This window comes from Rhizobium sp. 57MFTsu3.2 (assembly GCF_012932765.1).
In the GTDB taxonomy this organism is placed as follows: Bacteria; Pseudomonadota; Alphaproteobacteria; order Rhizobiales; family Rhizobiaceae; genus Rhizobium; species Rhizobium altiplani.
The window spans coordinates 98,065-110,523 of the sequence record NZ_JDWI01000016.1; the positions used below are offsets into that span (position 1 = coordinate 98,065).

14 protein-coding genes are annotated in these 12,459 nt (G+C 59.6%); 5 read left to right on the plus strand and 9 right to left on the minus strand.

Annotated elements, in window-relative coordinates; all coding sequences use genetic code 11:
• Positions 1-475: 475 nt before the first annotated feature.
• On the plus strand, positions 476-1,840 hold the full coding sequence (locus AF71_RS17830; RefSeq protein WP_169682357.1) for a DUF1254 domain-containing protein: 1,365 nt from the start codon (positions 476-478) through the stop codon (positions 1,838-1,840).
• An 89-nt stretch (positions 1,841-1,929) separates the two neighbouring features.
• On the opposite strand, the gene AF71_RS17835 is transcribed toward AF71_RS17830, so the two are convergent.
• The 3 genes from AF71_RS17835 to AF71_RS17845 all read right to left on the minus strand — a co-directional run bounded on the left by AF71_RS17835 (position 1,930) and on the right by AF71_RS17845 (position 3,093).
• The gene (locus AF71_RS17835; protein WP_018856588.1) at positions 1,930-2,148 is read right to left on the minus strand and encodes a hypothetical protein; all 219 of its coding nucleotides are present in this window, start codon (positions 2,146-2,148) and stop codon (positions 1,930-1,932) included.
• A gap of 39 nt (positions 2,149-2,187) precedes the next feature.
• A complete protein-coding gene (rpsU, locus tag AF71_RS17840; RefSeq protein ID WP_007527643.1) occupies positions 2,188-2,427 on the minus strand; it encodes a 30S ribosomal protein S21 in 240 nt (79 codons plus the stop codon).
• Positions 2,428-2,883: 456 nt separating this feature from the next.
• Positions 2,884-3,093, minus strand: coding sequence for a cold-shock protein (locus AF71_RS17845; RefSeq protein ID WP_018856586.1), 210 nt, complete (start codon positions 3,091-3,093; stop codon positions 2,884-2,886).
• Positions 3,094-3,535: 442 nt separating this feature from the next.
• Between AF71_RS17845 and rpsU (AF71_RS17850) the strand changes: the two genes are divergently transcribed.
• From rpsU (AF71_RS17850) to AF71_RS17865, 4 genes are all read left to right on the plus strand, one after another.
• On the plus strand, positions 3,536-3,748 hold the full coding sequence (gene rpsU, locus AF71_RS17850) for a 30S ribosomal protein S21 (protein WP_003585885.1): 213 nt from the start codon (positions 3,536-3,538) through the stop codon (positions 3,746-3,748).
• A gap of 134 nt (positions 3,749-3,882) precedes the next feature.
• A complete protein-coding gene (locus AF71_RS17855; protein WP_169682342.1) occupies positions 3,883-4,743 on the plus strand; it encodes a tetratricopeptide repeat protein in 861 nt (286 codons plus the stop codon).
• A gap of 496 nt (positions 4,744-5,239) precedes the next feature.
• The gene (locus AF71_RS17860) at positions 5,240-6,898 is read left to right on the plus strand and encodes a sensor histidine kinase (protein ID WP_018856584.1); all 1,659 of its coding nucleotides are present in this window, start codon (positions 5,240-5,242) and stop codon (positions 6,896-6,898) included.
• A gap of 60 nt (positions 6,899-6,958) precedes the next feature.
• Complete coding sequence (locus AF71_RS17865; RefSeq protein WP_169682343.1) at positions 6,959-7,441, plus strand: DUF992 domain-containing protein; 483 nt, start codon at positions 6,959-6,961, stop codon at positions 7,439-7,441.
• A 51-nt stretch (positions 7,442-7,492) separates the two neighbouring features.
• Here AF71_RS17865 and AF71_RS17870 read toward each other — a convergent pair whose 3' ends face one another.
• The 6 genes from AF71_RS17870 to AF71_RS17895 form a co-directional block, all read right to left on the minus strand.
• Positions 7,493-8,116, minus strand: coding sequence for a LysE family translocator (locus AF71_RS17870; RefSeq protein WP_018856582.1), 624 nt, complete (start codon positions 8,114-8,116; stop codon positions 7,493-7,495).
• An 81-nt stretch (positions 8,117-8,197) separates the two neighbouring features.
• Positions 8,198-9,592: an NAD(P)(+) transhydrogenase (Re/Si-specific) subunit beta gene (locus AF71_RS17875; protein WP_018856581.1), complete on the minus strand. Its 1,395-nt coding sequence runs from the start codon at positions 9,590-9,592 to the stop codon at positions 8,198-8,200.
• 7 nt (positions 9,593-9,599) lie between these two features.
• Positions 9,600-9,998: a proton-translocating transhydrogenase family protein gene (locus tag AF71_RS17880; protein ID WP_018856580.1), complete on the minus strand. Its 399-nt coding sequence runs from the start codon at positions 9,996-9,998 to the stop codon at positions 9,600-9,602.
• Positions 9,998-11,143, minus strand: coding sequence for a Re/Si-specific NAD(P)(+) transhydrogenase subunit alpha (locus AF71_RS17885; protein ID WP_018856579.1), 1,146 nt, complete (start codon positions 11,141-11,143; stop codon positions 9,998-10,000). The genes AF71_RS17880 and AF71_RS17885 overlap by 1 nt, the downstream gene beginning before the upstream one ends.
• A 96-nt stretch (positions 11,144-11,239) precedes the next feature.
• Positions 11,240-11,464, minus strand: a complete 225-nt coding sequence (locus tag AF71_RS17890) for an aa3-type cytochrome c oxidase subunit IV (protein ID WP_018856578.1) — start codon at positions 11,462-11,464, stop codon at positions 11,240-11,242.
• A 178-nt stretch (positions 11,465-11,642) separates the two neighbouring features.
• The gene (locus AF71_RS17895; protein WP_025658921.1) at positions 11,643-12,395 is read right to left on the minus strand and encodes a hypothetical protein; all 753 of its coding nucleotides are present in this window, start codon (positions 12,393-12,395) and stop codon (positions 11,643-11,645) included.
• Positions 12,396-12,459 lie beyond the last annotated feature (64 nt).

Here is a 12,459-nt window from a genome sequence, read left to right on the forward strand (position 1 = left end):
CGTCGGCCATACAAATCGCAAATCCAAAAGCGGCACAACGTTTCTTTTGCGACGCGGACCGGCTTTTGTTTTGACACGACGGGAGAATGCAGCAGGAGACGTCGGGTCGTTCTCACCCCGACTTGAAAAACGTTGAGTCACTTTCCGACCCGCGCAAACCGACCCGTGCAAACAGTGGTCAACCCTCAATGCATTTTAGAACACTTGAATTTACAATTCCTGAGCGCATATTTTCAGTCAGCGCGAGACCGCCCTCGCGCACCAGAAAATCACGTCTTTCGCATGAGTCGAACCGGTGCAGCCTCGGGAATAATCTTCAACACGCGCCACCACCCCAGGTTTGCATCAATTGGAACGGACCGCCTCAACAAGGAGGATTGTTGCGCCGGTCGTTGGGAGGGTTGCAATGACATTGCGTGCTATCAATTTCGCTGCCGGTCTATTTTTAACCGGAGCGTGCATTGCCGGGCCTGGTATGGCCGCCGACCCCATAACCGAGGCAGAAGCCGCGGCCATCGGGGTTGATGCCTACGTCTATCTTTATCCGCTAGTCACCATGGATGTGACCCGTGCGCAGGCGACAAATATCGAAGCGGGCAAGAAGATGGGCCGTGGACCGGCCAATGCGTTCACCAATGTACCGGAATTCCCAACTGCTGAATTTCGAGATGTCGTCCGACCGAACTTTGACACGCTCTATTCCGTTGCGTGGCTCGACATGACCAAGGAACCAGTCATCGTGTCGGCGCCTGATACCGACGGTCGCTACTTCCTGCTGCCGATGCTCGACATGTGGAGTGACGTATTCGCCTCGCCCGGATGGCGGACGACCGGAACCGCGAAGGCGGATTTCGCGATTGTGCCGCCTGGATGGAGCGGCAAGGACCTGCCGGCCGGCGTACAGCGCATTGACGCACCGACGCCCTTCGTCTGGGTCATTGGGCGCACGAAAACGGATGGGCCGGCCGACTATGACACGGTCCACAAGATCCAGGCAGGCTACAAGGTCACGCCGCTGTCGCAATGGGGGAAGGCGGCAGAACCGGTGAAGGTCACGATCGATCCCAAGATCGATATGACGACGCCTCCGAAGAAGACTGTCGACGGCATGACCGCGGCGGATTTCTTCGCCTATGCGTCCGAGGTCATGAAACATAATCCGCCTCACATCACCGACCAACCGATCATCGCGCTAATGAAACGGATCGGCATAGAGCCGGGAAAAAGCTTCGATAAGACCGAGATCGATCCAACCGTCGCCAAGGCATTGGAAGCGGTTCCCGCCAAAGCCCAGAAGCTGATGGACTGGAAAGTTCCGACGCTTGCCCGCGTCGCCAACAATTGGTCGATGAACACCGACACCATGGGCGTCTACGGCAATTACTACTTGAAGCGGGCGATCGTCGCGCAGCTCGGGCTGGGCGCAAACCTGCCAGAGGACGCGATCTATCCGCTCAACCTCGGCGACGAGAAGGGAAACCCGCTAAACGGAGCGAACAGCTACAAAATCCACTTCGACAAGGCGAACCTGCCACCGGTCAAAGCGTTCTGGTCCGTCACGCTCTACGATCCCGAGGGATTTCAAGTCGCCAACAGCCTGAACCGATTTGCCGTCAGCAGCTGGATGCCCTTCGCCTACAATGCGGACGGTTCTCTTGATCTCTACTTCCAGAACAAGAGCCCGGGCGAGGACAAGGAAGCGAACTGGCTACCGGCACCTGCCGGGCCGTTCAACCTGACAATGCGCCTCTACGGACCGGAGAGCGAAGCCTTGACAGGAAAGTGGAACCCGCCGGTCGTCGAACTGGTGCCCGCGCTCCAACAGGTGACAGCACAGTAGCGATTTCGCGCGTGCCTCGAGCGATCCACATGGGTATCCCCATTGGGTTGAGAGGGCCCTCGCGCGCTGGCGCGAGGCTGCTGGGAGGATCAAACCGACTTGGGCGCAGTCCGCCGCTTCTTGGCAGGGGCGGCGGCGGTTGGTGCTTCGGCTTCTTGCTGCAAGCGTAGCGCCCTGAGCTTCTCGGTCTTCTTTTCGCGAGCCGCGGCTTCTGCCGTGATGATTGCTTTCGCTGTCGTATCAGTGGCAGCCGCCTTGTCGCGCGGGGAGAGCTTGGCCGGATTGAAGAGTTCGTCTTTTGAAGTCATCTGGTCTCTCTATCTAGACGGAGCTCGCCTCATGGCAGCTCAGCGAGCCGGACGGACTGCCTTCTTCGGAGCCGGAAGGAGACCTTCGCGCTGCAGCTTCTTGCGCGCCAGCTTGCGCTGACGGCGAACCGCTTCCGCCTTTTCGCGAACACGCTTCTCGGACGGCTTTTCATAAGCGCTACGCGCCTTGAACTCGCGGAACAGACCTTCGCGCTGCATCTTCTTCTTCAGGACGCGGAGTGCCTGGTCGACATTGTTATCTCGAACGAGAACCTGCAAATTCTTTCCTTTCGTGCGGCAAATCTGTTTGCCGGTTGGTCAGAGTGGAAGCTACTTCCGTACCCTGATGCTTGAAGTTTTCAACCAGGATCCGCCCTGGATATCCGCGTCGGCGTCAACTCTCGGCGTAGGGGATACCGACTGGTTCATGTCGATATCGCTCTCAAGAATCCGCCGATCGAAGTTTTCCGTCTCGAACCGGACCCGATACTGCGGGCGACTCCCGTCTGACGGTAGAACTACCGCGATCTTGCAGGTCCTGCGCGCCTCTTCGGTGCGAACGAGACCGTCTTTCAGAACGATAGTGTCGCCGACAGCGTATCTTGGCATTCGTGCCATTTGGTTCCACCGAACTGTCTTGAGCGTCAAAAACATAAAAGGCCGGGTTTGACCCCGACCTCCGCCATCAGGCTCTCAGCTGCCAGTACATCCGTGGTCAGCCGGGCCGAATGAGAATTAGGCTGCGCGCAGGTTGTCGGCAGAATTCTTGCCAGACTTCTTGTCGCGAACGAGATCATAGGTGATTTTCTGTCCATCGGAGAGGCTTCCCAAGCCAGCGCGCTCAACAGCGGAAATGTGGACGAAAACGTCCGTGCTGCCGTCATCCGGCTGAATGAAGCCGAAGCCCTTGGTGCTGTTGAACCACTTAACGGTACCTGAATTCATAACGATCTCCTTTCATAGTCGTTACTGCCATGCGTTCATTCACAAGGCTAAGATCGATTTTGAGAGGAAATCTGACGGAGCTTGACGCTCTTTCACAAAGGTCACAACCAATAGTCGATTAGCTACATATAGCGCAAACTACGAAATAAACAAGGCAAGGAAGCGTGCTATCGGGGTTTTGGGCAGTTCGCGCAACGCGGATCGACAGCACTCCGAAACACCCAGCTACGCTGAATGGCCCCATCGCGCTCCCATAAAAGCGCCTTCCCTGGGATAAGAAACCGTTTTTTGCGGCAAGAACCGCCGGAACATATGGACTTCGCCCCACCGTTCTGCTATCCGCATCCTCAATCGCAAGGCTGCTGCCGCGCGAACTGTATATTTTTTGCCTCTGGCGCCGTGCTGACGCCGGCATCAACCAAACCAAAGGAACGTGATTCTCGTGCAGGTACTTGTCCGCGATAACAATGTCGATCAGGCTCTCCGCGCTCTCAAGAAGAAGATGCAGCGCGAAGGTATTTTCCGCGAAATGAAGATGCGCGACTACTACGAAAAGCCGTCGCAGAAGCGCGCTCGCGAAAAGGCCGAAGCCGTTCGCCGTGTTCGCAAGCTGGCTCGCAAGCGGGCACAGCGCGAAGGTCTCGTCGCACGCTAAGCGTAGCTGTCGTTATTTCGACGTTTTCAGATGCATGTTGGCGGGGGCGAACTATTCGCCACCGCCTTTTTATTGCTGCTGAAGCTTGCCCGTCCTTGAAGCGGACCGGCTGCACTGGGGGAAAACGAGCCCGCATGGCTGACATCACCAAGACCCGCTCTCTGCGTTCGCCGAAAATCGCCGTTCTACCGGTTTTCGCAATCGTCACCGCGCTAGGCCTTGCCGGCTGCACGACAGGCAGCACCTCGGATGCCGTCATCCGCATCGACAAGGCGCAGGGTTCGCAGGAAAACATCGCCTCGCTGACCTCAGTCATCAATGCCAATCCGCAGGATCCGGAAGGCTACAACGTCCGGGGCTCGGCCTACGGTCGCGGCGGCGACTTCCGCGCGGCGCTGAACGACTTCAACAAGGCCCTGCAGATCAACCCACGCTTCTATCAGGCCTACGCCAACCGCGCGCTGGTCTACCGCAACATGGGTCAGCAGCAGCAGGCGATCCAGGACTACAACAGCGCCCTGCAGATCAACCCGAACTACGACGTGGCGCTGATCGGCCGTGGCAATGTCTACCGCTCCGCCGGCCAGGACGATGCCGCCTACAGCGACTTCAACAAGGCGATCCAGAACGGCACGACCGACGGCCGCGCCTATCACAATCGCGGTCTGATCTATCAGAAGCGCAATCAGCAGGATAAGGCGATCGACGACTTCTCGAAGGCGATCTCGCTCTCGCCGAATGCGCCTGAACCCTATAACGGCCGCGGCATTTCCTACATCGCGCTGAACGACGACGACAACGCATTTGCCGACTTCAATCACGCGATTGAGCTCAACGGCAACGTCGCCGAATCCTGGGCCAACCAGGCGCTGGTCTACGAGCGTCGTGGCGAAAAGGACAAGGCCGCCCGCTCCTACCGCCATGCAATCGGGCTCGACCCGAAGTACCAGCCGGCGAAGGACGGTCTTGCCCGCGTCGGCGCGGCCACCGGCTAAGGCACTACAGGCGACCTGCCAAACGGGCCGACGGTAACATCATCGCCGCTCAGCGGCACCTGGTGCCGGCAGCACGCGGCTCGGCGTGGATCTTTCGCCGCCCCGGCCCTTTCCTCCCCCCTCATCGCGATCGGGCCCGAACGGCCTTGCGGTGCCTGGCGCGCTCCCGAGTGAGCTTGGCGCCGTTTGTCAACCACTCGCCTCTTACGAGATTTTTATGAGCGATGCGGCCTCCGTTTTTCGTTCCCTTCCGCCTCGGAAGCTTCGATTGACGCCACGGTTGAACAAAAATTTGCGAATTGCCGGACGACATGTTTTAGTGTGTTGCAAGCACCATCACCTGTCCCTAACATTGCCGTGGGTTTCGATAGCAGGCTATCAGGAGAGCCGGGGGCGCGTTGAAGGCAATTGCGGTGGTCCAGATTTTTGCTTTCATGCCTGTAAACGGTTGGCGAACCGGTGATTTCGGCTGCATAAGTCAGCGGGGTACCGGCTCATGAAAGGCCGTTTCCGCTTCTTTCCGAAGGCATCGATCGGGACCTACCTGATCGCGATGGCACTTGCGACGGCCTTGCCGATTTTCGCACTGGTGGCACTTCTGCTCGCGCAGCTGGAAGACAACCAGCGCTCAACTCTGAGGCGTGAAACGGCCCAGGATGCGACCGCTCTCGCCCGCTCCATCGATCGCCAGCTTCAGGACATGGCCACAACTTTAAGGTTGCTATCGAACTCGCCGGAACTGGAGAATAACGACTTCGCCTCCTTCCACGCTCGCACCGAGACGTCCCTGCGTACAGACAATCTCTACGTCATCGCAGTTGATGAAACAGGGCAACAGCTCTTGAACACCCGTCGGGACTATGGCGAACCGCTGGGCAAGGCCGGCAATCTCCCGTCCGTCGAGGCCGCGATCAAATCCGGCCGAATCGAAGCGTCCGATGTGTTCATGGGACGAACTAGCGGCGAGTTCGTCTACAACGTCACCATGCCGATGCAGGCCGGCAAGGTCAGGGCGCTGATCATAACACAGAACGCCGGGGACCTTGCGAAGCTGGTCACCACCGAAGGCCTGCCGAACGATTGGTCTGCGGCGGTCATTGATCAGAGTGGGCATGTGGTGGCTTCCGCCGGCGCCACGAATATTGGCTTCGGCCAACCTTTCAATCCAGACATCCTGCCTTCCCTGGTCAATTTCAGCGGCGTCTACGAGAACAAGCAGGTATTGCCGAACGCGATGCTCGGCTATGCGCAGATTCCGGGTTGGTCCTGGAAGACCGTGATATGGGGCCCCGTCGCCACGGCGCAGTCTTCTATCCTGACGACATGGCGCTTTCTGATCATCGGCGGCCTGGCGCTGATGCTTGTCGCGATCCTGGCCGCCTATATCGTTGCGCGTCAGGTGCGCACGACGATCCGCTCAATCGCCGACATGGCCATTCGGATGGGCGAAGGCCACATCGTGGCCCCCATCGAGACCAGCGTCATCGAAGCGAACCAAGTTGCGGTCGCGCTCTCCAACGCTTCTTTCGACCGGAGTCAGACGGAAGACCGCCTGCACTTCGTGATGAACGAACTCGTGCACCGCACCAAGAACCTGCTGACCCTGGTGCAGGCGATGATGCGCCAAGTCGCCAAGCGCGCGGACAGCGTGGAGGCATACCAGGCAGCGGTTGTCGATCGCCTCGAAGGCCTGTCCCGGTCGATCGACCTGCTCACCAGCGAGCAATGGGCCGGCGCATCGCTGCGCCGCGTGATCGACATCCACTTCAAGGGCTTTCCGCAGGCTGCCGAGCAGACCGAGATATCTGGCAAGGATTTTGTCCTCAAACCCGACGTGGTGCAAAATCTCGGTCTCGTCCTGCATGAACTTGCCACGAACTCGGTAAAGTACGGTGCCCTTTCCGTGCCGCATGGCCGCGTTCGGCTGAGCTGGCGGGATGCCCAGAACGAAGAGCGCAACGAACCTCTTGTTGTCTTCACGTGGGAGGAGCGTGACGGTCCGGTAGCGCGCGCTCCCGAGAATTCCGGCTTTGGGACGACCATCATCAAGAATCACGCCGCCGCCGCTTTTGGTGGGACCGTGGAAATCGACTTCCCGCCAGAAGGCTTTTACTGGGCGTTGACGGCTCCTCGTCGCAACCTCGAGCGTGCATAACGCACGGAACAATTAACACTGGACCTTCGTTTCCGACAGGCTACTCGAAAGGAGAAGTCCATGTTCAGGGAAACGATGATTGCCGCGGCGGCTGCCGCAGTAGCCGCCATCGCAAACCCGGCAAGTGCCGCAAACTACATCACCCTCGGCCAGCTCGTCTGCGGATCGCAGGGTGGTCAGGGACTGATCGTCACCTCGCAGAAGAGCCTGCTCTGCACCTTTACGCCGGCGGAGGGTGGCCCGAAGGTCGTCTATGCCGGAACGATCCAGAAATTCGGATTGGATGTCGGCCAGACCGGCAAGACTGTGATGATCTGGCAGGTTCTGGCCAAGACCGGAACCGACATTCCCGATTACGCGCTGGCCGGTGAGTATTACGGCGTAGGGGTCGATGCAAGCTTCGGCGCCGGCGCTGGTGCCAAGGTCATTGCCGGCGGCACCAACCAATCCTTCATGCTCCAGCCGTTGAACGTTCAGGCTCAGGAAGGCCTGAATCTCGCGCTCGGCGTGGAGAAACTGACGCTGGCGCCGGCCGCCACCTGATCTCAGGTCGCGCCGAAGAGGAGAGAGGCACCCGCCTCTCTCCTTTCCGTGTCAAGCGGAACGATGCGTCAGCGCAAGAGCGCCGCCGAACAACATCATCATCGAGCCGCTGATCCGATTGACAAGGCGAACCGCCCAGGCATTGCGCATGACGCCACGCAGTCGCGAGCCGACGAAGGCATAAATGCTGATCGCCCCGACCTCCAAGACCAGGAAGATTGCTCCGAGCGTGAAGAAACTCTGCCAGTAGGCATTGCGTTCGACGAACTGCGGCAAGAAAGCCGTGAAGATCAGGATCGCCTTGGGGTTGCTCGACGCAACAAGAAACTCCTGCCGCACATACGCCCTGAACGTTGAAGGGTGATGGGCAGCCGCCAGTTCCGACACATCCACCTTCGCGCGGAACAGCTTGAAACCAATCCAGAGCAGATAAGCGACACCCAGCCACTTCACGATCGAGAAGGCCACGCCTGAAGCCATCAGGAGGGCGCCGAGACCGAAGGCCGTGATGGCGATCATGATCGCAAAGGCGACGATGCGCCCGGCGGAGGCTGCAATTGCCATGCCCATTCCTGCGCGCGCACCGATCGTCACCGAGAGCAGGTTGTTCGGACCAAACGCCATGTTCAGCGCAAAACAGGCGGGAACGTAGAGGAGCAGCGTTTCGAGGGACATGACATCACCGTGCAAAACAATGGGCGCGGTCCAAGTCCGCGCCCTTGTAGTTTAATCGAGATCAAGCATGCTGGCGACGCTTCAGTGGCCGATCGCCTTGTTGATTTCTTCGGTGACCTTCTTGGCATCTCCGAGCAGCATCATCGTACCGTCCTTGTAGAACAGCGTATTGTCGATACCGGCGTAACCGGAGCCGAGCGAGCGCTTGACGAAGAGGCAGGTCTTGGCCTTGTCGACATCGAGGATCGGCATCCCGTAGATCGGCGAGGTCTTGTCATCGCGCGCCGCCGGATTGGTGACGTCGTTGGCGCCGATGACATAGGCGACGTCAGCCTGCGCGAACTCCGAGTTGATGTCCTCAAGCTCGAAGACCTCGTCATAGGGCACGTTCGCTTCAGCAAGCAGCACGTTCATGTGACCCGGCATACGGCCCGCGACCGGATGGATCGCGTATTTCACCTCGACGCCGTTCTTCTTGAGATTGTCGGCCATTTCGCGCAGCGCATGCTGCGCCTGCGCCACCGCCATGCCGTAACCCGGCACGATGATGACCTTCGAGGCATTTGCCATCAGGTAGGCGGCATCCTCGGCCGAACCGAGCTTGACCGTCTTGTCGGAATTATCCGCGCCGCCCGCGACCGTCTCGCCGCCGAAGCCGCCGAGGATGACGGAAACGAAGGAGCGGTTCATGCCCTTGCACATGATGTAGGAGAGGATCGCACCGGACGAACCGACCAGCGCGCCGGTGATGATCAGCGCCAGATTGCCAAGCGTGAAGCCGATGCCGGCGGCCGCCCATCCCGAATAGGAATTGAGCATCGACACGACGACAGGCATGTCGGCGCCGCCGATGGGCACGATCAGCAGTACGCCGAGTGCCAGTGACAGCGCGACGACCGCCCAGAAATCGAAATGACTTTCCGTTGCGGCGAGGCCGATGATGAAGAGCACGATCAACACCAGCAGGGCGATGTTGATCAGGTGACGGAAGGGCAGCAGGATCGGCTTGCCGGACATGCGCCCGTCGAGCTTCAGGAAAGCGATGATCGAGCCGGTGAAGGTCAGCGCGCCGATCGCAACGCCGAGCGCCATTTCGATCCGCGCCTCGGTGTGAATGCCGCCGATATTGCCGATGCCGAAGGATGACGGCGTATAGAGCGCCGAGGCCGCCACAAGCACGGCGGCAAGGCCGACCAGCGAGTGGAACCCTGCAACCAGCTGCGGCATCGAGGTCATCGGGATCACGCGGGCGATATAGGCGCCCGCGCCGCCACCGATGGCGAGACCTAAGACGATCAGCACCAGCCCGCCGAACGAGGGTGTCGCCAGCGTCAACGTGGTGAGGATCGCGATCCCCATGCCGGTCATGCCGTAAAGATTGCCCTTGCGGCTGGTGGCCGGATGGGAAAGACCGCGCAATGCCAGGATGAAAAGCACGCCGGAAACAAGATAGAGAAAGGCTGCGATACTGTTCATGCGGTCCTCACTTGTCCTTCTTCTTGTACATCGCCAGCATGCGCTGGGTGACAAGGAAGCCGCCAAAGATGTTCACGGAGACGAGGACCAGGGCGATGAAGCCAAAGCCGGTCGCAAGCCCGCTGGTCGAAATGCCGACCGCCAAAAGCGCACCGACAACGATTACTGACGAGATCGCATTGGTCACCGCCATCAGCGGCGTATGCAGCGCCGGCGTCACCGACCAGACGACGTAATAGCCGACGAAGATCGCCAGCACAAAGATCGCGAACTGAAACACGAAGGGATCGATCGCACCGCCGGTTGCAGCACTTGCCGCCTCTGGAGCATGGGCGGCCGCGGCCGCCACGGCATTCACGGCCTGGTTCAACTGCTCCAGCGCCTTGTCCATTGCTTCACTGGCCATCAGTTATCCCCCTTCTTTGCGCCGAACGCCGGGTGCACGACATTGCCTGCATGTGTCAGCATCGTCGCCTTGATCAGTTCGTCCTCGAGATTGAGCGTGACCGACTTCGTTTCCTTGTTGACCATGGTCTCAAGGAAGGTGACGAGGTTCTTGGCGTAGAGCTGGGAGGCGCTGGCAGCGATCCTGCCGGCCATATTCGAAAAGCCGATGACGCGCACGCCGTCGACGTCGGCGACCTTGTTCGGCTTGACGCCTTCGATATTGCCGCCGCGCTCGACGGCAAGGTCGACCGCAACCGCACCCGGCTTCATCGATTTCAGCATCTCACGCGAGACCAGCTTCGGAGCCGGACGCCCCGGGATCAGGGCCGTGGTGATGACGATGTCCTGCTTGGCGATATGATCGGCCACAAGGGCGGCCTGCTTCGCCTGGTATTCCTTGGACATTTCCTTGGCATAGCCGCCGGCCGTTTCGGCCGCCTTGAACTCTTCGTCTTCGACGGCGATGAACTTGGCGCCCAGAGAGGCAACCTGCTCCTTGGCCGCGGGGCGAACGTCGGTCGCCGACACCGCGGCGCCGAGACGGCGCGCCGTGGCGATAGCCTGCAAGCCGGCAACACCAGCGCCCATGACAAAGACCTTGGCCGCGGGAACGGTGCCGGCCGCCGTCATCATCATCGGCATGGCACGGTCATAAACCGCAGCCGCTTCGATGACCGCCTGATAGCCTGCGAGGTTTGCCTGCGAGGAAAGAACGTCCATGGACTGCGCTCGGGTGATGCGCGGCATCAACTCCATAGCGAAACTGGAGAGCCCGGCCTTGGCCATGGCGGCGATCGCTTCGTCATTGCCGTAGGGATCCATGACCGCGATGACGACCGCGCCCCCCTTGTAGCCGCCGATCTCCTCGTCCGTCGGACGACGGACCTTCAATACCACATCCGCGGTCGCCGCCGCACCGATCGAGCCAATCCGCGCGCCGACCGCTTCGAATTCCGCATCCGGAACTTTCGACTTGGTGCCCGCTCCGGACTCGACGACGACGTCGAGACCGAGCCCAATCATCTTCTTTACGGTCTCGACGGACGCAGCGACGCGCGTCTCATCCCCCGTGGTTTCCTTCGCCACAAAAACAATATTGCCCAACCGCCCCTCCTCCGGGTCAGCCAGCCTGCCGCAGGTCCCCCTGCTCAGCCCGAACATTCAGTCAAAGCTTGGAAAAGCGCCCTCCCCGCGCCGCGCTTAACGCAGCAGAACGAGGCCGGCGATGAAGACGATTAGCAGGACAACGAGGCCGCCGAGGAAGCCAGCACCGGTGAAGAAGCCAGCCGTCATGCCAAGCAGGAGAGCGACGAGAAACAGCGTGCCGTACTTAGCAGCGGCAAGGAACATGAGGTAGGTCTGCTCGTGTTCCTTATAGTCCATCGGCGCGCCGACTTCTGCAGGTCCGGTGTGATGCTCAGCCATGAATATCGTCTCCCTCAAAATGCCTGGCCGGTTTGAGACGCGGCCACGAATGCCATTATTTCCCAAGGCTTGCGCCTGGAAATTCCCTTGTCAGGCATTACACAAAGCCTGGGAAAAGCGCAATGCAGGAGAATGCCGCAGTTAGTGCGACACTCTCCATTTCGCGATGCATCGCAGATCAGAGGGGGAGATCCGTCCCAAGCTGACCGTTCGGCACGAAGCGAGCTGTGGGGATGATCGTGAGGGGCGGCAGCGTGTCCTCCGGAATGCGCGAGAACATCATGCGCTGTTCGCTGGCGCTGGAGATAAAGAACGGATAGCGCGTCAGCAGCTTGCGCCCCACTTCAATCACGTTCGTTGCCATCAACGTCATGTCGATTCCGTAGTTCTTTGCCAGCTGACCGGGCACGATCGTATCGGCATAGAAGACCCGCTTGTAGAATGCGGCATGCGGAGGCCGGCAGAACTGAAGGACGCGGTCCGCGCGGAAGTATGCGGCCGCGACGATACTGGGTCTCAACGTCAGATAGGGAATCCAAGGCAGATCGGCCGTCAGATCAGGATCGGCGGCAAACCGCGCCGGATCGATCAGTGTCAGCCCGGCATCGAGCAGCGCGTCCATCGCCCACGGAAAGGCACCCGCGGACTGGCTGACGCGATGCTCAGGTGTAACATAATGGAGCCGTATCGTGCTGACCAACTCGCCGTAATAATAAATACCGAAGACATGCGCGTGACTGTCGAAATCGGTCGCGTCCAACAGTCCCTTCGGAGCCAGTGCCAGCACGTCATGGGCCTTGTAAGCCTTGTAGCGCAGGCGCTCCACCTCGATCATGTCCTCGCTGCTTTCCATGCGGCGGTATTCAATATGATCTAGAATTCCAAGAAGCTTATTACTGAAATCGCTCGTTGTTACAGGAGTATCCACCATGGTTCCTCGGCTGATCGGTTAATAATTCATTAATCATCCGAAAAAACAGCCGACGGCAAGGAAC

What these genes read in the sequence shown, in the direction of transcription:
- AF71_RS17830 (WP_169682357.1), top strand. Translation starts at nt 476, where the DNA reads ATGGCCGCCGACCCCATAACCGAGGCAGAAGCCGCGGCCATCGGGGTT.
- AF71_RS17835 (WP_018856588.1), bottom strand. Translation starts at nt 2,148, where the DNA reads ATGACTTCAAAAGACGAACTCTTCAATCCGGCCAAGCTCTCCCCGCGC.
- AF71_RS17845 (WP_018856586.1), bottom strand. Translation starts at nt 3,093, where the DNA reads ATGAATTCAGGTACCGTTAAGTGGTTCAACAGCACCAAGGGCTTCGGC.
- AF71_RS17855 (WP_169682342.1), top strand. Translation starts at nt 3,883, where the DNA reads ATGGCTGACATCACCAAGACCCGCTCTCTGCGTTCGCCGAAAATCGCC.
- AF71_RS17860 (WP_018856584.1), top strand. Translation starts at nt 5,240, where the DNA reads ATGAAAGGCCGTTTCCGCTTCTTTCCGAAGGCATCGATCGGGACCTAC.
- AF71_RS17865 (WP_169682343.1), top strand. Translation starts at nt 6,959, where the DNA reads ATGTTCAGGGAAACGATGATTGCCGCGGCGGCTGCCGCAGTAGCCGCC.
- AF71_RS17870 (WP_018856582.1), bottom strand. Translation starts at nt 8,116, where the DNA reads ATGTCCCTCGAAACGCTGCTCCTCTACGTTCCCGCCTGTTTTGCGCTG.
- AF71_RS17875 (WP_018856581.1), bottom strand. Translation starts at nt 9,592, where the DNA reads ATGAACAGTATCGCAGCCTTTCTCTATCTTGTTTCCGGCGTGCTTTTC.
- AF71_RS17880 (WP_018856580.1), bottom strand. Translation starts at nt 9,998, where the DNA reads ATGGCCAGTGAAGCAATGGACAAGGCGCTGGAGCAGTTGAACCAGGCC.
- AF71_RS17890 (WP_018856578.1), bottom strand. Translation starts at nt 11,464, where the DNA reads ATGGCTGAGCATCACACCGGACCTGCAGAAGTCGGCGCGCCGATGGAC.
- AF71_RS17895 (WP_025658921.1), bottom strand. Translation starts at nt 12,395, where the DNA reads ATGGTGGATACTCCTGTAACAACGAGCGATTTCAGTAATAAGCTTCTT.